At 38.5% G+C, this 18,408-nt stretch carries 16 protein-coding genes; 10 read left to right on the top strand and 6 right to left on the bottom strand.

Translation table 11 applies throughout. The features are described 5' to 3' along the window. Positions 1-14 precede the first annotated feature (14 nt). Genes ATS75_RS00290 through ATS75_RS00305 form a run of 4 tightly spaced genes read left to right on the top strand, consistent with a single transcriptional unit; the run spans position 15 to position 7,111 of the window. Positions 15-1,700 (top strand): autotransporter assembly complex protein TamA, encoded by a 1,686-nt coding sequence (locus ATS75_RS00290; protein WP_414858272.1) that lies wholly within the window; start codon positions 15-17, stop codon positions 1,698-1,700. Beyond that, complete coding sequence (locus ATS75_RS00295) at positions 1,700-5,377, top strand: translocation/assembly module TamB domain-containing protein (protein WP_058558439.1); 3,678 nt, start codon at positions 1,700-1,702, stop codon at positions 5,375-5,377. The genes ATS75_RS00290 and ATS75_RS00295 overlap by 1 nt, the downstream gene beginning before the upstream one ends. A gap of 8 nt (positions 5,378-5,385) precedes the next feature. Continuing rightward, entirely contained in the window at positions 5,386-6,213 is an 828-nt protein-coding gene (locus ATS75_RS00300; protein ID WP_058558440.1) for a transporter substrate-binding domain-containing protein, read from the top strand. A gap of 28 nt (positions 6,214-6,241) precedes the next feature. Beyond that, entirely contained in the window at positions 6,242-7,111 is an 870-nt protein-coding gene (locus tag ATS75_RS00305) for a peptidylprolyl isomerase (RefSeq protein ID WP_058558441.1), read from the top strand. A 45-nt stretch (positions 7,112-7,156) separates the two neighbouring features. Here ATS75_RS00305 and queF read toward each other — a convergent pair whose 3' ends face one another. Next, complete coding sequence (gene queF / locus ATS75_RS00310) at positions 7,157-8,002, bottom strand: NADPH-dependent 7-cyano-7-deazaguanine reductase QueF (protein WP_058558442.1); 846 nt, start codon at positions 8,000-8,002, stop codon at positions 7,157-7,159. A 59-nt stretch (positions 8,003-8,061) separates the two neighbouring features. Here queF and syd point away from each other — a divergent pair, with 59 nt between their 5' ends. After that, entirely contained in the window at positions 8,062-8,601 is a 540-nt protein-coding gene (syd, locus tag ATS75_RS00315) for a SecY-interacting protein (protein WP_058558443.1), read from the top strand. Between the two features lie 38 nt (positions 8,602-8,639). Here syd and ATS75_RS00320 read toward each other — a convergent pair whose 3' ends face one another. Together ATS75_RS00320 and ATS75_RS00325 are read right to left on the bottom strand one after the other, a co-directional pair. Then, complete coding sequence (locus ATS75_RS00320) at positions 8,640-9,413, bottom strand: Zn-ribbon-containing protein (protein WP_058558444.1); 774 nt, start codon at positions 9,411-9,413, stop codon at positions 8,640-8,642. A 13-nt stretch (positions 9,414-9,426) separates the two neighbouring features. Then, complete coding sequence (locus tag ATS75_RS00325; RefSeq protein ID WP_058558445.1) at positions 9,427-9,693, bottom strand: hypothetical protein; 267 nt, start codon at positions 9,691-9,693, stop codon at positions 9,427-9,429. A gap of 464 nt (positions 9,694-10,157) precedes the next feature. On the opposite strand from ATS75_RS00325, the gene ATS75_RS00330 reads away from it, so the two are divergent. Further along, complete coding sequence (locus ATS75_RS00330) at positions 10,158-10,790, top strand: GNAT family N-acetyltransferase (RefSeq protein ID WP_058558446.1); 633 nt, start codon at positions 10,158-10,160, stop codon at positions 10,788-10,790. 67 nt (positions 10,791-10,857) lie between these two features. Here the strand turns inward: ATS75_RS00330 and gloA are convergent, their stop codons facing one another. The 3 genes from gloA to ATS75_RS00340 form a co-directional block, all read right to left on the bottom strand. Beyond that, positions 10,858-11,256 (bottom strand): lactoylglutathione lyase, encoded by a 399-nt coding sequence (gloA, locus tag ATS75_RS00335; protein WP_058558447.1) that lies wholly within the window; start codon positions 11,254-11,256, stop codon positions 10,858-10,860. Between the two features lie 202 nt (positions 11,257-11,458). Further along, entirely contained in the window at positions 11,459-11,596 is a 138-nt protein-coding gene (locus ATS75_RS20430) for a hypothetical protein (protein WP_161936879.1), read from the bottom strand. Between the two features lie 88 nt (positions 11,597-11,684). Then, positions 11,685-12,374: a substrate-binding periplasmic protein gene (locus ATS75_RS00340; protein ID WP_058558448.1), complete on the bottom strand. Its 690-nt coding sequence runs from the start codon at positions 12,372-12,374 to the stop codon at positions 11,685-11,687. Between the two features lie 212 nt (positions 12,375-12,586). Here ATS75_RS00340 and ATS75_RS00345 point away from each other — a divergent pair, with 212 nt between their 5' ends. The 4 genes from ATS75_RS00345 to ATS75_RS00360 all read left to right on the top strand — a co-directional run bounded on the left by ATS75_RS00345 (position 12,587) and on the right by ATS75_RS00360 (position 18,392). Continuing rightward, complete coding sequence (locus ATS75_RS00345; protein WP_058558449.1) at positions 12,587-13,246, top strand: hypothetical protein; 660 nt, start codon at positions 12,587-12,589, stop codon at positions 13,244-13,246. A gap of 127 nt (positions 13,247-13,373) precedes the next feature. Next, the gene (locus ATS75_RS00350; RefSeq protein ID WP_058558450.1) at positions 13,374-15,140 is read left to right on the top strand and encodes a sensor domain-containing diguanylate cyclase; all 1,767 of its coding nucleotides are present in this window, start codon (positions 13,374-13,376) and stop codon (positions 15,138-15,140) included. A gap of 294 nt (positions 15,141-15,434) precedes the next feature. Continuing rightward, positions 15,435-16,487 (top strand): helix-turn-helix domain-containing protein, encoded by a 1,053-nt coding sequence (locus tag ATS75_RS00355; RefSeq protein WP_058558451.1) that lies wholly within the window; start codon positions 15,435-15,437, stop codon positions 16,485-16,487. 135 nt (positions 16,488-16,622) lie between these two features. After that, on the top strand, positions 16,623-18,392 hold the full coding sequence (locus ATS75_RS00360; RefSeq protein WP_152996157.1) for a hypothetical protein: 1,770 nt from the start codon (positions 16,623-16,625) through the stop codon (positions 18,390-18,392). Positions 18,393-18,408: the final 16 nt, after the last annotated feature.

Here is an 18,408-nt window from a genome sequence, read left to right on the forward strand (position 1 = left end):
TTACGGTCACTGTATTGCTATTTATTTCATTCAGTTTAGCGGCAGTACCTAAAACGATAAAAAAGCATGAAATTAACGGCATTAGTGGTGATCTTGAAAAGAATGTTGGACTGTATTTAAAGCAGTTAGAAGGCGAAAAAGTAACAAGTACTTTATTGAGTCATGCTAAAAAACAAATCACCAGCAGTTTAAATGCGCTAGGTTATTATAAACCAATTATTGAACTTAATTTAAAAGACGAACACTCGTTAGTGGTTACTATTGAGCGCGGACCCGCTACCCGAATTGCCGATGTATCGGTCACCGTTTTGGGAGCCGGGAAGGCAGATCCGCAACTGCTTGATGAAATTAAAAGCATTAAAATCAAGCAAGGCGATATTTTAAATCATAGTCGTTATGACCGTGCACGAAAAAAAATAGAAAGGCAACTACTTGAGCTTGGATATTTTGATGTTAAATGGCAAACCCACCGCCTAGAAGTTACTTTAAAAACCAACAGTGCCCGCGTAATTTTAACATTTGACACAGGCGCTCGGTATCAATTTGGTGAGCTGGTCATTGGTGGAGAAACTCAAGCAGCTAAATACATTCGCTCCCTTGCTGACTTTAAGCAAGGTGAACCGTATCAGGCAACAGCAGTTTCAGAATATAACCTTTCTCTTTCAACAACTCCCTATTTCATCAGCGCTCGAGTCTTTGCTGACATAGCTAATCGTGCCAATGGTCAAGTGCCAATAAACATAGACGTACTTCACAAACCCGCCAATAGTTATGAAATTGGCGGTGGATTTAATACAACGTATGGGCCTAAAGTAAGATTTAAATGGGCGAAGCCATGGATCACTGATGACGGCCATTATATTGAAAGTAACTTAAATGTTTCTGAGCCTCAACAGGATATATCAATGGCCTATACAGTGCCCGTGGATAATCCGAATGATGATTTATGGCGTTTTTCTGTTGGCTACAAGCGAGAGGATGAATTAACAAACGATGTTTACAGTAAAGTGCTGACTGGGCAGTTACAACGCCAATGGTTAACTCAGAATGATTGGGTACGTATTGCTTTTTTGAGGCGAGACCGGGAAACATTCCGTATTGGTGACGAAGAACGAAGCGCTAGAATGTTGATGCCTGGAATTAGTTACGCCAAAAAAGAATCCAAAGGCGGTACAACCCCATATTGGGCTGAGCAATGGTTGATTTCAGCTGAATTTGGTTTAGACGATGCTTTTTCGAGCACTAATATTCTTAGATTACAATTACAAAATGCATGGTTGCGGACTTATTTAGATAAGCACTTACTTTTCTTAAAAGCTAATATAGGCGCTATGATGGTGGATGATATCGATAATGTACCATACTCTTTAAGGTTTTACGCGGGTGGCGACCAAAGTGTGCGCGGTTTTGCTTACCAATCGATTTCTCCAAAAAATGAAAAAGGGCGATTAATTGGTGGTAAATACCTTATATCTGGAACGGTAGAATATAATTATCAATTTGCACAAAGTTGGCGGCTTGCGTTATTTGTTGACAGTGGTACTGCAACAAATGATTTTTCAGATGATGTGCAAGTGGGCGCTGGTTTTGGTTTTCGATACTTAACCCCGGTAGGGCCTGTTCGGATTGATCACGCATGGGGCTTGACTAAAAAGAGTAAAAGTACACGTTTGAGCATTACCATAGGGCCGGAAATATAATGGCGAACCTAAAGAAAATAACAGCGAGTTTGATACTTAGCTTATGCTCGTTTTTGGTGATTTTATTTTGTTTAATTTTCACAGCACCAGGTAATCAGCTTATTATATTTTCTGCTAATAAACTGGTTAATGGGTTAGACATTAACCTCAATAAAGGGCGGTTACTTTATAACGACCCTATTGATATCGTTTATTCATCGCCTAAATTAAATTTTAGCGCTCAACATTTGAAGCTCGATTTATATTGGTGGCGCTGTGATGGGCTTTGTATTGATAACGTCAGTGCAAAAGCCATCACGGTGAGCTTGAAACAGGAAGAGTCAAGCACCCCTTCAATACTGCAAGAAAACACAACCAGTGAGAGTGAAAGGCTCAGCTTGCCATTTGCTATTACGGTAAAACGCATTGCTGTGGCTAATTTTGACTTTTCAAACCCAAATACAGACGTACATATCCAGCAATTTCAATTAAGTGCCAAGGCAAGTAACTCACAACTGGTGCTAAATGCAATAAACGTTAATACAATAGCACTGCAGCTGAAAGACACGACGCAGCAGGCACCGCAATCATTAACAGCATTGACTCCATTACCCCGCATTGACTTTACTTCTCCTATCGCTATCAATGTAGAGAAAGTTGCCGTTAACCTATTAAAAATCAAACAAGGGGAGCAACAGCATGAGATTAAGAATATTAATACGGCGCTTGCTATAAAAAACAGTGAATTAAAAATTAGCACATTATCGGCTGATTATTTGCAATGGACTGTATCGAGTGAATTAAGTACTGAATTAAATGGACGCAACCCTATTAATGCTAAAATTATTGTTGATAGTGAAGAGCACCCGTTCACGTTAGCGGTAAAAGGAGACTTGAGTGATTTACAAGTGAACGTGAATTCGCAAGGGCAGTTTCCATTAGAGGCGTTATTAAACGTTGATTTAAGATCAACTAATTTTCCATTTAGTATCAATGCGAATGCCAAACAGTGGCAGTTAGATACGCAAAACCATGCACTAAGCTTAACCGACATGGTACTTGCAGCTAATGGGAATGCAGATGATTATAGAATTGAACTGAATGGTGTCAGTCGGCTAGGCGCCTACCCAGCCGTCAAACTCGATGCATTTATTAAAGGAAGCTTAACCTCTATGGTCATAGAGCAGTTATCCTTACTCGCCAATGATAGCAGCGCTAAGATTCAAGCATCCGCTCGTTGGCATGACGGAATTGATAGTGAGTTTTCAATTCAATTAAATAACCTCAAAGCACAATACCTCACAGATACTCTAACTAGTGACATATCAGGGCAAGTGCATGGCGCTTTCAACACAGCACAAGAGAAGTGGCGTTTAGTAATGTACAATACGCAATTAACGGGTTTAATTGATGGTTTTGATTTTGCACTTGGCTCTGATTTTGAAATATCCGATGAATTGCATGCAAATATTAAGAAGTTTGAATTAACCAGTGCTGATAGTACGCTTACTTTACTCGGAAGTATTGGGGAAAAGTGGCACCTTGATGCACAACTCAATGCCAACAAAACAGCACAAGATCAACTCCCATTCACAGGCACTGGCAACGGGTCTTTAAAGGTAAGAGGCGACCGTTTAAAGCCTGAGGTTACCCTCGACCTTGCTCTAAAAGACTTAATTTATGACGATATTGCAGTAGCAGGTTTGAATATTTTAGCTGAGTTTAACTCTGAAGCAGATTACCAAACAAATGCCACTATTAATGTTGCGGATATTCAATTACATGATTATACAATTAATAGTGTCAGGGTCGGTGTCAGTGGTGACAAGAAAAACCATCATTTCCAGTTTGATTTAGATGCCCATGAAGGTAAAGCAGAGTTTGATATAACCGGTGCGCTTGTAAATCAGGTTTGGCAGGGGAAAATTAAAGATGTGCTCTTGACTGATCACGCAATGAGGCTCACAACAAACCCACACATTGATGTGTCATTTAATACTCATGACAGAAACTTTTCGGTTGCTAAGCATTGTTGGCAAAGTGAACACAGTAAACTGTGTATTGATCAATTATTGCAACAGAATGATATTGGCAGTTTGGTTGCGCGCTTAAATGGCTTAGCCATGAATGACCTGAAGCACCTTTTGCCGAACAATTTAAAAGCCGAAGGTGAGCTTGCGGGCGAAATAAAGGTTAATTGGCATGCGAAAATATTAGACTCTTTTTCAGCGACACTCCGTTCAAAATCGCTTGCTGCCACATTTATAGATAATGAAAAGTCCTACCGATTACCCATTGAAACATTTCAAATAGATGTCAAATCAGATGCGATGAATGCGTCGTTACAAGCTGACATGAGTTCGAGCTTAATAGGCAATGTTACAACGGACATTGCTGTCACGGATCTTCTACAAAAACAGGCGCTGTCAGGTAATATCAAGATTGATAAAATGCAACTGACGGACTTGCAGCCTTTTATTAGTGTATTAGAACAGTTAAAAGGGAATGTAAGTGGTGATGTATTGCTAGGTGGGACAATAGCGGAGCCGCTATTAAACGGCGAGGTGCATATTGCAAATATCAAACTACAAGGTGAGCAGTTACCTATTTCAGTTATAGATTCCCATGTAGCAATTAACTTCGATAAAACGACGGCTTCCTTGAAGGGGACTTTTCATGATCTTGATGGCGGAAGTCTGAACCTTGCTGGTGGCGTCGATTGGGAGAGAGCGAGACCTGAAGTTAATTTGGCGCTCAATGGTGATCAATTCTATGTGCGTGCACAGCAAGGTGTAATTTTTAAAGTATCACCTGATTTGAAAATAAGCTTAGCTGACAATGCCCTTAAATTAGTTGGTCACGTTAATGTGCCTTATGGTCGAGTGAAGATTGAAGAATTACCCGAAGGCGCCGTTCAGGTTAGTGACGACACGATTATCGTTGACAGACAAGGAGAGGAAGAAGCATCAGTGCCATTTGATTATGCTATCGCACTTCAAATTATAGTAAAGGATGACGTAAGAATTGATTCATTTGGTCTTAAATCTAAGATTGAAGGTGATTTGAATCTAAAAATGGATAAACAGACCCCCATGATTGCCACCGGTGAGCTAAACTTAAAGCAAGGAACTTACTACGCATTTGGGCAGGACCTTATTATTCGAACGGGTCAAATAGGGTTTAGTGGTCCAATTGATAAGCCGTACTTGAATATTAAGGCGATACGTAATCCAGAAAACACAGCAAATGGTGTAACAGCCGGTATTACGTTGACGGGTAATGTGGAACAACCTTCGTTGAAAGTATTTTCAGAGCCTGCAATGGACCAAGCACACTCACTCGCTTACTTATTAAATGGCCAGCCACTTGATGAAGGAAATAGTTCATCCGATGCCATGCTAACTCGATTACTTTTAGCTCAAGGTGTAAGTCGCAGTGAAGGGGTAGTGTCGAAAGTGGGTGAAAAATTTGGTCTTTCAGATGTAAGCTTGGGCTCAAAAGGCAGTGGTGATGATACTAAAGTGGAGATATCTGGCTATCTTGCTCCTGGCATCCAAGTAAAATATAGTGTGGGTGTATTTGATTCGTTAAGTGAGATTGCTGTTCGTTACCAGCTACTATCGCAATTGTTCATTGAAGTAACCAGCGGTTTAAACCAAGACGTTGATATCTTATATAAATTTGATTGGGATGAATAAATAAAAACATGAATCGCTGCTTACTTATCGGGTGCTTATTAATATCATTTGTAACGAGTGCGGAAAGCTTAACTGTACGCTATACAGCAGGAGGGCATCCGTATGTTACAGAGCTGCTTAAATTAGTATTAAGTAAATCGGATATCACGATTAAATCAGTAGAAATTGAAGAAATCCCTTCGCAGACTCGTGGTATTCGGCTGTTAGGTGAAAAGGACGGTGTAGATGTGTTTTGGACGGTTACGAGCTCATTAACTGAAAAAAAAGCCAAAGCGGTGTTAATCCCAATAGTGAAAGGATTAATGGGTTATCGAATTCCGTTAATCGCTCAGAATAAAAAAGATATATTTTTACATGTCACACATTCCGGACAGTTGAGTCCTTTTATATTTGGTTTACGAGAGGACTGGGCGGATACTGCTATTTTCAAAAGTAATGATTTAAAAACGTTTGCATACGGGCAAAGCGCAGACCCGATGAATATGCTCATAAATGGTCGTTTTGATGCGTTACCCTTTGAATTATTTGATTTTAAAGGTTTCGAAAACAGTGAAATAGTACAGGATCAACATATTGCAATTCGTTATCCAAGCGCCGTATATTTTTTTGTCGCTAAGAATAATTCAGTACTCCATAAGCATATTGAATCAGGATTACTCAAAGCCATTAGTGATGGCTCTTTTGATACGCTTTTCAATCAGCATTTTTCAACGGTGATCAAGCAAGCTAATTTGCATAACCGCCGTATTATTGAGCTGAAGAATCCGTTATTGCCCCTGAGCGCACCTATTAACGATGCGCATTATTGGCTTGATAAAAATAAATTAAAACAATAATCTATAAAAAACTTTAAAAGTCATCTCTATGCGTAAACAATTTTTAGCCGCCATCTTCGTTGCACTATCATCTCACTCTCAATTTATTCATGCTCAGCAGCCCAGTGCTGCTGACATAATTGAGCAAGCACAACCATCACAGTGGCGGCAGGTCGACCCTCATAACGTGCTTAAAATATCATTGCCAACGGGGGAGGCTTATATAGAGTTAAACCCGCATTTAGCACCAAACCACACTCAAAATATAAAACGTTTAGCTAGAGACGGCTTCTACAAAGGCTTGAATATGTATCGGTTTGTTGAAGGCTTTGTTGCACAGGGAGGAGATGCCAGTGGAACTAAAACCACAAAAACAGCGAGTAAAAGAATACCAGCAGAGTTTTACCTGACGACCCAAACAGCATTGACTATCACAGAGCTTGATAAGAATGATGGTTATGCCCCAATTACCGGCTTTTTAAATGGTTTTGCAGTGGCTCAAAATGAGACTAAAACACAAACATGGCAAGTACATTGCCACGGAGTGTTTGCCATGGCCAGGGGGAATGAAACGGATAGCGGAGGGACCGAATTCTATACCACAATCGGTAATAGCCAGCGTTATTTAGATAGAAATATAACCGTTTTCGGTCGAGTATTAGAAGGCATGGAGCATTTTAATCGTTTAGATAGAAGGCCAAGTGGCAATGAGCCATTTAACCCTATTAAGGATGTTAAGGTGTTGGCTGATATTGCTAAAGAGGATAATAGCCAATTTAAGGTCATGCGAACTGACTCAGTTGCGTTTGACGCGCTGATAGGGGCGCGTAAAAATCGTAATGAAACCTGGTTTGTTGCTTCACCAAACTACATTGATGTGTGTGCAATGCCTATTCCAACTAAGCGGATTGCACGGTAAACGTGAAAAACGAACCCCAATATGGGGCTCGTTTTTAGTATACATTTATTGGCGGTTTATTTTGACATTAAATGGCACAGTGTCATTACTCGTTGAACGGTATGGATTAATGTCCAAGCCCCCTCGACGAGTATAACGTGCATATACTTCTAAATTTGATAAATTCAGCGATGAGGTCAAGTCACAGAAAATACGTTCTACGCATTGCTCATGAAATTCATTATGGGTACGAAACGAAATTAAATACCGCAATAACGACTCTTTACAAATTTCTTCACCCGAATAGCGAATAATGATACTTGCCCAATCAGGTTGCGAAGTGATTAAGCAATTAGATTTGAGTAGATGGCTGTGAAGCGTTTCAGTTACACATTCATTGGATGCGCTTTTGAGGCTTTGAGCATCTAAATCATAACTATCGATTTCAATGTCTAAATTGTCAATACATACCCCAGGCAATGGAGTGCAAGGTAAGCAGTTATAATCATCTGGGCTATATAAGGTAACGTTTACAGGCATTGCAACGGCCTTTGATAAGTCATCAGTTAGCGTGCTTTTGACTTTCTCAATTGAATCAAATCGTGTTTGATTAAAACTGTTTAAATAGAGCTTGAACGATTTAGATTCAATAATATGGCTTGTTTGGCAAGGGAACTCAAACAACGCGACAGCAACCATCGGTTTTCCCTTATTATTTAACCACGATATTTCGTAGCCAGTCCATATATCTTGGCCTTTAAAGGGTAACTGCGCTTCGTTGATGTTTAAATCATCACGATTAAGTTTTCGGGCAATAGGAAAAAGTAAGTTAGGCGTGTAAGTATCTACATACTCAGTTGACTGCCCAAGTACGCTGTCTTTTAGTTCAGGTGAATTGCTGTAATCTGTCATGTTGCGTCTTTTATAGTTACAATACGTTTATTATACCTAAAGCTAATGAGTTTCGCAGTATGTCTATTGTTACCCAATTAGAACAACTTCATAAAAAATTTGCCCAACATACCACAGAGAAAACCGGTAGATCACCCCTAATAGAACAAGATAGTAATTGGCCTAGCCCCTGTGAGGTTGGTGATGTGGATGAGCATGGACAAATTCAATGGCAAGCAGTTCGTCGTGAAAACCCTGGATCATTAATTGATTTAGCTAAAGCACTGGATGTAACGTTTCCTGAAGCATTGCATCACTATTATGGGTCTTTTTTTGGGGGGGGGATTATCGCCACAATCGAAGAACATGAAGTAGAGTTATTACAGGCTTGGAGTGATGATGATTTTGACTTACTTCAGCAAAATATTACGGGCCATGTTTTAATGAAGCGCAAGTTAAAGCAAAAGCCTAGTGTATTTATTGGTTTAACTGAGCAAGAAGATTTATTGGTTACTGTATTATTAGAAAGTGGGGAAGTGTGCTTAGAGTATGTGGGTAAACAACCGCACCATGTACTTGCATCTAATCTTGAAGAGTTTGTCAAAGCGCTCAACGTTTAAAATATTAGCGGAGTACTTCTTACTCCGCACTATGCTGATTACTGAAAATCCCATGATATGTTGGACACCAAGCCACATGGCTCGCATTTGAAATCAAATAAACCAAACCATGGTTCGGGTAGTTTCCAATCACCATCACAACTTGGGCACTTACGTGATAGCTCAGACGCTTTATCTTTCCCACCCACTCGGTATAGGTAGTAATAAACGGGCTTTTTAGTTAAAAATTTAATCCGTTTAGCGATATCTTTGCCACGGCGAGACAAATCGCTTTCGATATTTGATATTTCATCCAGTGCTGGGAACTCACACCGAGTTGCACCATTAATCTGAATTTGGTCGCACGCTTGCCAATCTTCCTGCCACTTAATGAGGGTCTTATAGTCACCATTGGCAATAGCAGGGATATTAAACAACGGTACGGGTAAAAAGTCATCGCCACAATACAGTGGACTACAGGTATGCACGTACGTTGTATAAAGAATATAAGATGAAGGTGCTTGGCAGCTATCCGCGCCATTTGAATGAATGTCTTGGCCTATCACCTTTACTTTAGGCGCTAATAAACCGGCATCATGCAGCTTGTCGATACTGTGCTTTACAAATGGACTGTGATTTAAAGGATGCATAGCATCATCAGTCGGGCACATAACACGGGTAACAAAAAAGCCATCCTTGAGTACGGTTGGGAATTCCTCTCCCATTATCTGGCCATTAAAACGCAGCGCGTTAACTAACCGTATGATTGCTTGTTCAGCATTTTCTAAGGTCGTATCTTGGTAACAGTCAAACGTTAAATCAACAACAAACATGACATCTTCTCAATTAATTTTTGCTAAGTAATGTTAGCAACGTATCTAGTTTAGCTTCTATGCGATCTAGTTGGTTGTGATTCGCAGCGTGTTTGCTTTGTTCAACCGGTTGTTTTGTAAGGCTGTGAATTGAATCTGGGTTATTCTTGTATTGACTAACAGCAGCAATTATAACTGGCATTGGAACAGTTTGAGACAATCTATTTTTGGTCAAAGCAACTGTGGGGGTTTTGCCTTCTTCAAGAAGGGCTTTTATAGCATCTAGAACAACAGCATTCATGTAATTAAAAGACTCTTAGAATAGTATGAGACGCAGAAGTGCACCGCATGTGTATAGTATCAATTTACTCTCGTGTGCTCAATATCGCTGACACGGGATTAAAAACATCAATATGATTTTATCGCTGGGTAAATTAAGCTGGCTTATAACGTAGGAACATCAGTTTTGTCGTACTTATGAATGCCTCAGTCGTTAATGGGTTATTATGATGGACGTTCGTAGTTTAACTCCCGCTGAATTTGCGTTTTGGTTCAGATAGGAATATACCTATAAGTTACAATATAAAAATAATCAAAAACGACAAACGTAATGAGATGAAAAGAGTGATCGTGTTTTATGCGAGCAAAGTAACTATTACTAAAGTTACATTGCTTTGATAGCTAAATATACGTAGGTATTGAAAAGCACATTTCACTCCCCAAATTGAGTTCGATTTAACGAAATTGGTACAGTAAGGATGACTTATGACAACCTCCACGCAAAATGATGTATACAACGTGCAGTACATTGCAGCTGAAGATATAAGCATAGCAGCAAGTTTAATTTATCAAGCGTACCATGACGATCCAGTACTCAAGGAGATGCTCAGTTATTCAGAAGATGAATTACCAGCCTATGAAAAAAAGTTACGTGCGTTAATCCGAGAAGAGCTTAGTTCTTTTTGGCAGGAAAAGCAGCCACTCATAGGTTTGTACCGTAATGATAAGCTTAAAGCAGTAGCGTGTGTATTTGAATCAAACAGCCAATTACAAGCTCAGCGATACTGGCATTGGCGTTTAAAGTTAATGCTAAGTGCGGGTTATTTACAGACAAACCAGTTAATAGAAAAAGAACAAACCATTCGTAATGCACTTAAAGAGCAAGGGAATTATTACTTTTTAGCGTTCATCGCGGTTGATCCTCACTTTCAAGGCGAAGGATTAGGGCGTTATTTATTACGTGGCCTTGATGATTTGGTAAAAAATAATGTGCAGGCAACGGGTATGGCAGTATTTGTAACGCAACAACAGCACATTGCTTTTTTTCAAACGGAAGGGTTTGAAAAACTAAAAAAACTGGCATTTAATAATGTTGAGGGTGAGCTATTATTTAAATAATAGCTCAATAGGGTCGTCTTCACTTTTGTACAACAAAGGGTGGGGGGCCAGATGCACCTTTGTGCTTTTATAGGTCGCTGTAATCTTTCTTCTGAATAAGTTCAATTGAGTAGCCATCAGGATCTTTTACGAAGGCTATTTCAGTTGTCCCTCCTTTTACAGGACCCGGTTCACGACTCACATTTCCGCCAGCTGCTTTTATTGCGTCACATGCTTGGTAGATATCTTCAAACTCAATCGCGATGTGACCGTATGCATTACCTAAATCGTAACCATCAGTATCCCAGTTATAGGTTAGTTCTAGCACGGTTGTATCTTTTTCACCACCATAGCCAACAAAGGCTAGTGTGTATCGGTATTGCTCATTATCTGCACGGCGTAGCTCTTTCATGCCTAAAATGCCAGTGTAGAACGCAATAGACTTTTCTAGATCTGCGACGCGAAGCATCGTATGTAATAAACGCATTTAAGCATCCTTTTTTATTCAATTGGGCTATTACAGAGCTGTGGATTTATATTTACTGATTTATGGCGCTAGTTAACTGCCAAAAATAGTGTTCTGTAATCGTAAAATATCAATAATCTGATTATAAATGATTTTGTTCAATAATACGGTATCATTCCCATTGGTATTCACAAATTGCTCTACGGCCTGTGCTGTCTGTTGTTCAACAGATATTGGCAATGGGGAAATATAATACAAGAGCAAACTTCCATGGTGCGAAAAAGTAAACACTCACAATAGTCACAACGGCAGCCGCAATACGCATGAGTGTTGTGACTTCTTTACTTGTACGTCTCACCATGAATACTTTGCCTACGGACTTTTTTTGACAGTAACATATTAGCTAACGAGTTTATTACACGCTTTAGGTTATCACCTTTGTTGTGGAGTCATTGCGCTAAAGGAGAATGTGTTGGACTGATATGTTGATTAATCGTATCCATAATGACAGTCGCATTAACGACCTTTTTATTTAAAAATAAATAAACAGGGAATTCATTAATTTTATAAAATGTTAAATTCAGATTGGGGTGCTTTTCTTTTTCAACGTCTGTGGGGGATTTATAACCTAACACACAATCTGCTCTTTTGTATTTAAGAGCCAAAATCGCACTGTCATGGTTTTGTGCACTTAATTCTATATTAAATCCATTTTTTTCATCAAGTTGTTTGTCAGTACCATAAGTATAGCCAGACAGTAAAATAAGCCTTGTCTTCTTTAGATCATCAATATGTTTTATTTCATGTGTGTCTTTTAAGCAAACGGCCCCTAATATAATATGATAAACAGGCAAATCACTTTTCAAAAAATCACTTGGGTTAGAGATAAAGCTTTCAATGACAGTCGAAAAGTCAACTTTACCATTTTCTATGTAAAGTTTTGTTCTTTTATTAGGAAGTTCGACGGCTGAAAACGATAAATTTGAATCTTTAAAAATGGATTTAATGTGATCAGCTATAAAGCCCGTGACATTCCCTTTATCATTATAATGATAGGGCGCAAAATTGACGTACCCCCATGTGAGTGCCTGAGATTGCTCCGTCGCATATGCATTTTGGCTAGAGAAAATTGCTAACATTACGATTATACATAATCGATTCATGATTGTTATTAAAGCTCTTTATGATGGTATAGGTCATAATTTAATATTACATATATCCTCAATAACGCAAGCATGCAAAATAATGAAGTCAATGATTTATGTTACCCCTAATATTTGACTACACTTGTTAGTGGTAGAGTAAATTTTAAGATTAAACGAATGAACAAGTTTGTCAGAGAGTCGTTCTTATGGGTTTAAAAATTCAATTATTTGTTTTCACTGTCAGTTTGATTTCATCATGGCCCCTTTATGCAAAGGATGTGATAGCAATAGAATACCCTCCCTTTACCAGCGAAAAAGAGCGCAGGGGAGGGATTGCATTTGAATTACTGCATCGTGCTTACCCTGATGAAAACTTTAAAGCAGAAATATTACCTCCAAAACGAGCTTTTAGACGAATATCAAATGGGCAATGGTGCTACAGTTTTTATCCACCAGTGCAAGGTAAGCAATTTCAATCAATACTGCTCTCAGATCAACAGGTGAGTATTGGATTGGTGAGGTTGAAACAAAGCACCGACTTTAAATGGAATGCGCTAAAAGAACTATCAGGGCTAAAAGTCGCCTTATTAAGGACAGAAGACGATGCGTTATTTGTGAGTCAGTTTCGTGAGGCAGGCTTAGGTGTTGTCTATATAGAAACTATCAACCAAGGTGTTAATTTGCTCAGAAAAAAACGTGTCGATTTGGCAGTCTATGATAACTATAGTTTCAGTCATCTATCGAGTGCAGAAAAAGCAGAGATACAATTTTCCCACAATAGATTAATAAGTACCGCTGTTACTTTGTTTGTAAACCCTCAATGCAACCACTCTTTACCAAAGCCAAAAGAAAAACTCATATTTTAAATGGCTTAACAGTAAGTTTAATGTCGTATCAGTATTGAATTACTTTATCTCAGCCTAGAAATAAGTATTACCTTAGTTTAGTATAAATTAATGATTTAACATAAGCCATTTAGGCTCGGTATATCCTATGTATGAGCAACACGTAGTCAATCAAAAGATAGAGTCTTGGGCTAAGATTGGGCATTGGCGATTTGATATTCAGTCTCAATCTGTTGTGTGGTCTGCTGAGGCATCTCGTATATTTGATTTACCACAAACACGTAAACCTTCTTTAAGCATAATAGTTGATGCGCTTCCCTTAGATTTCAAAAATACATTCCAGACCTATATAAACTCAGCGATTGAGCATAAGCAGTGTTTTGAATTCACCTCGATTATCTCGTCACATAATGGCTTAAAAAAGCATATTAAGTTTTTAGGTGAGCCAGAAGTTGATTGTGATGCAAATGTTGTCGCTTTATTTGGTTTGGTTCAAGATATTACCTATGCACAGAAAAGTTTGCACAGAGAAGAAGAATCAAGATTATTACTTGAAACGGCCAGTGAAGTAGCAAATATCGGCTATTGGCGCGTTGATTTGATTGATAATGAATTAGTTTGGTCGGATGAAACATATAGAATTCATGATCTAGAGCCGGGAGAGTTAACACCTTCGTTAAGCTTCGCGCTAAATCAATACCATCCGGATGATGTACAGCGTGTTGAACACGTGGTTGAACAATGCATTCGCTCAGGCAATGAATATGAATTTAAAGCTAGGATAGTGACACAGCAAGGAAATACCAAATATATTCAAGCTAAAGGGCGGATCCTTGAAAAAGCAGGCAAGCAAATAGCGCTATTTGGCACAATTCAAGATATATCCGATCAACTTAATGCGATGGAGAAAAAAGAATGGTGGCAATATCTTGTTAATGAAACGATAGAAGGCATAGTAATAACGAATGAAAAAGGAATTATAGTTTGGGCCAATCACGCGTTTGAAAAAATTACAGGATTTAAAAAAAGCGAACTTATCGGTGTCAAGCCAGGTTCGATATTACAAGGGCCAGATACAGACCCTGACGCCATCATAAAGCTACGACAGGCAATAAAAAATAAGGAAGCAGTGTCAGTTGAAATTTTAAACTATTCAAAAAAAGGGGATCCTTATTGGATATTTTTAAGTATATTTCCCCGTTTTGATGAGGATGGCAATGTAATGCAATACATGGCCATAGAAATAGATATTACTGAGCGAAAAAATGATGAACAAAAATTAGCGGATAAACAAAAAGAGCTCGAATTTGTTAATTTTAAGCTGGATAGGCAAATCAAAGCTGCAGAGTCAGCTTTAGCACGCGAAGAGCTTATTTCATTATCACTGGAAAAAGAGATCCAAAAAACGCGAGCATTACAGGAGCAATTTAGAAAAATAGCAAATCAAGATGCATTAACGGGGATTTCTAATCGTCGACATTTCGTGAAACGGGCGCAATCTGAAATTAATCGGGCTAAGCGATATGGAAGTGCTTTAACAATTTGTATGTTTGATATTGACCATTTTAAATCTGTTAACGATACATTTGGCCATCAAAAAGGGGATGATGTAATAAGACGAGTTAGTGAAACGACAGCAGCCCTTTTAAGAGTTGATGTTGATTTAGTTGGGCGTCTTGGAGGTGAGGAGTTTGGTATTCTATTTCCTCAAACAACACTTAAAGAGGGGTTGTTAGTGACTGAAAGGGTTAGGGTTGCGATAGAGCATGAACAAATACTGCCACTTAAAAAAGTAATGTGTAGCTTTGGTGTGGCAGAATTATCAGAAACAGATGATCTTGATAGCATTATGGCAAGGTGTGATGAAATGTTATACCTCGCTAAAAACTCTGGTAGGAACTGTGTTAAAGGTTAATAACATTCTAGTTGGCCCAATGCTACCTTTTGAATGCCTGAATTAGCATACAGGAAATAACGCGAACAGAGTTTACAGATAACTTATTTTATATATCTGATGGGATCACACTTTGAATGTGGCAAACGCTCTATCGCGCTTCCCACTGAGAATTTAAATGAGTGATATCAGTAAGGTATTAGACTTAGTTAAAAAACGTAACAAGACAAATAGATTGTTAGTATAAATTTTTAGTTTAAGATATTAAGCCTACTTTTTATAAGTTAAGTTTCTTCTGCTGGTGTTTACTAATTTATGATTTTGCACACTTTAGAGTTGTTCCCAGTCCATATTGTACAAATCGTTTTTGCATGCCAAGTAAGCTTTGTTGCATTACTTATTTGGGATAAAGAGCGGTATCGTAGTTTGGCTTTTTTCTTTATTTTCCAAGCAATGCTGAGCGTCATGAACGTATTAGAAGGAACAAATACGACAACACAATATTACTTAGTTACCCCCGTATTTACCTTAGTCATTGGGCCCATGCTGTATTTCTTTATTCGATCGTTAGTCAATGATGTTGCAATGACACCAAAGCAAAAAAGTGCTCACTTTGTTGCGGCTCTTGTTACGCTTCCTTTTACTCAATACACTCAGCTTATTGTTGCCTTTGGTACATTAAGTCAATTACTCTATTTAGCACTTTCATTTCGTATTATTACTCGGTATCACAACACGGCAAATGCAGTAAGCTCAGATGCCGATCGGTATAAATTAAATTGGTTGTTAAAAGCATTATTTATATTCGCATTTGTGATAGTGACAGATCTTATTAGAATGAACCTGCAAACTCTTACATCAGACCTTATTGCAATGCTTTGGTATTTAATTAATGAAGTTATCTTCATGAGTTTGTCTTGTTATCTAGGCTTTAAAATTATTAGGCGGCCTCAATTATTTGATGGTATGACATCCTACGAGACGTTAGTCGAGCATGAAGACTCAGGCGATAAACAAAAAGAGCATGCTTTAGCACAGAGTATTTTCGCGAGTATTGAAAGTCATATTTTACACAATGCAATGTTCAAGAAGCCGAGATTAACAGTGACGGATGTGTCTCAGCTTACGGGAATCAGTGTGAAAGATATTTCATGGGCCGTTAATTTAGGGTGTAATCGTAATTTTTGTGATTATATAAATAGTTTAAGAATAATGGATGTGAAGAAAAAGTTACTCGCAGGAGAGAGTAGAAACGCTTCTTTACTGGATATTGCTTTGGCATCAGGTTTTAACTCAAAATCGACCTTTAATGCGGTTTTTAAAAAAGAGCTAGGAAAGACGCCTTCCCAGTTTATTCGTGATAACTAAACGTCTATAACCGCCGCGTAGAAGTGCAAAAATACGTTCAATAACGTACTAAATCCTGATTTCGGACGATATTTAGGCCTCAATGGCTATGATTTGCCTATCATTCGACGTTAATTTTTAAGTACAGGAAGTTTTATGCATCGCCATCTCCTTATGAAAGTTTCTATTTTCACTTTGTTTTTCTCCTGCTCGGTCAATATACTCGCATCCGACAAATCGAGTAAAATGACCAATAATTCAATTGGTCAATCACCTGCTTTTAATAAGGTAGAAGACCCCGTTCAATACTATGTGAATCGGCTAAAAGCACACGAGTTAGTGCGCCAAGAAGATTGGCAAGCAGCGCAACCTATCCTTGAGTCGTTGACAAACCAGTTCGCCGATGATGGTGACACTTGGTATATCCTAGGACTGACGTATTTACAATTACAAGAATGGGAAAAAGCAATTGTTGCACTGAAAAAGACACTTAAAATAGGCACTATTTTGTCCGATATTCCAACGGGGTCTGCTCCATCGAATGATATCATGATCAACATTGCAGAAGCTTATGCTGAGCTTGAGCAAGCGGAAAATGCCATTACGTGGATTAACAAGTCTTTAGCTTTTCGTTATGATGATCGGAAAAACTTAATCGACAATATTCATTTTAAAAAAATAGCTAATTCAAAAGCGTTTCAAGAGGTATCAGGCGTATTTCTTCCTAACAATTTATCAAGAGTAGAATCATGGCAATTTGATCTTCAGTTTTTGGTATCTGAAATAAAACGACTCCACGTCAATATGTATCACACAATCAGTGAAAACAACTTTGAAACAATGGTTGCGATTATTCATAAAAAAATTCCTACCTTGTCTGACCAACAAATCGTATTCGAGTTTATGAAATTAGTGGCGTCTACCGGAAATGGTCATAATTTCATTGTACCGGCTTATGCCAAGCGCGGCTCTTTTAATCAATTACCATTACAGTTTTACCTCTTTAGTGATGGCCTCTTTATCGTCGCCGCAGACGAGGAGTATCGACATTTAGTTGGGAGTAAAGTTGTTAGTATTGGCAATACAGCAGTTGAAGAGGCGCTTGAAAGAACCAAAAAGGTCAATGCAAGAGACAATGAGATGCAGCACCTTTGGTTGGCGCCTCATTATTTGGGATTAGCAGAGGTACTTGAAGGTTTAAATATTGTTGATAGCGCCAAGGATATATCAATTACAATTGAAAATACAAAGGGTGAACAACACATTATTTCGCCAAAACTCAGAGCAATGAACTTTAATGGTTTTCCTAAGTTACCAGCACTGGCTAATAGTGATGAAGTGCATAATCTTCGTGTGAAAAAAACTTATTGGTATCAGCATATTCCTGAGCAATCTGCGCTTTATGTTCAGTATAACTACGTACATAACGCAGGTTCGCAATCTTTCGAAAGCTTTAATCTTGAGCTCAGACATGAAATTTCGCTATTGAAATCTGACAACGTTATTTTAGACATACGCCATAATGCTGGTGGTGATGGAAGTACTTACCCACCTATACTAAAAACCTTGATGCAATTTGAATCGATAAAACCAGATGGGAAACTATTTGTTGTCATAGGTAGAAATACTTTCTCTGCTGCTCACAATTTACTGTTAGATATTAACCGTCTTAATCGCCCTATTTTGGTGGGTGAGCCCAGTGGCTCAAGACCAAATGCCTTAAGTGAAGCTGGTTGGGTTAAATTACCTTATAGTGGTACTTGGGGGATTATTTCTTCTCAGTTTCACCAGGCGTCTAAGGCTGAAGACCACCGTATTTGGGTTTCACCTCATGTACCTGTGGGCTTATCGTCAAAGGACTATTTTTTAGGAAACGATCCGGCAATGGATGCTATCAAAAAGATAATCAAACACAGTGAATCGTAGAGTTAAAAAGTAGGGA

The organism is Pseudoalteromonas sp. H105, from assembly GCF_001469215.1.
Classification (GTDB): domain Bacteria; phylum Pseudomonadota; class Gammaproteobacteria; order Enterobacterales; family Alteromonadaceae; genus Pseudoalteromonas.

Coding starts and splice junctions, on each gene's coding strand:
- ATS75_RS00295 (WP_058558439.1), top strand. CDS start 1,700: ATGGCGAACCTAAAGAAAATAACAGCGAGTTTGATACTTAGCTTATGC.
- ATS75_RS00300 (WP_058558440.1), top strand. CDS start 5,386: ATGAATCGCTGCTTACTTATCGGGTGCTTATTAATATCATTTGTAACG.
- ATS75_RS00305 (WP_058558441.1), top strand. CDS start 6,242: ATGCGTAAACAATTTTTAGCCGCCATCTTCGTTGCACTATCATCTCAC.
- queF (WP_058558442.1), bottom strand. CDS start 8,002: ATGACAGATTACAGCAATTCACCTGAACTAAAAGACAGCGTACTTGGG.
- syd (WP_058558443.1), top strand. CDS start 8,062: ATGTCTATTGTTACCCAATTAGAACAACTTCATAAAAAATTTGCCCAA.
- ATS75_RS00320 (WP_058558444.1), bottom strand. CDS start 9,413: ATGTTTGTTGTTGATTTAACGTTTGACTGTTACCAAGATACGACCTTA.
- ATS75_RS00325 (WP_058558445.1), bottom strand. CDS start 9,693: ATGAATGCTGTTGTTCTAGATGCTATAAAAGCCCTTCTTGAAGAAGGC.
- ATS75_RS00330 (WP_058558446.1), top strand. CDS start 10,158: ATGACAACCTCCACGCAAAATGATGTATACAACGTGCAGTACATTGCA.
- gloA (WP_058558447.1), bottom strand. CDS start 11,256: ATGCGTTTATTACATACGATGCTTCGCGTCGCAGATCTAGAAAAGTCT.
- ATS75_RS20430 (WP_161936879.1), bottom strand. CDS start 11,596: ATGGTGAGACGTACAAGTAAAGAAGTCACAACACTCATGCGTATTGCG.
- ATS75_RS00340 (WP_058558448.1), bottom strand. CDS start 12,374: ATGTTAGCAATTTTCTCTAGCCAAAATGCATATGCGACGGAGCAATCT.
- ATS75_RS00345 (WP_058558449.1), top strand. CDS start 12,587: ATGGGTTTAAAAATTCAATTATTTGTTTTCACTGTCAGTTTGATTTCA.
- ATS75_RS00350 (WP_058558450.1), top strand. CDS start 13,374: ATGTATGAGCAACACGTAGTCAATCAAAAGATAGAGTCTTGGGCTAAG.
- ATS75_RS00355 (WP_058558451.1), top strand. CDS start 15,435: ATGATTTTGCACACTTTAGAGTTGTTCCCAGTCCATATTGTACAAATC.
- ATS75_RS00360 (WP_152996157.1), top strand. CDS start 16,623: ATGCATCGCCATCTCCTTATGAAAGTTTCTATTTTCACTTTGTTTTTC.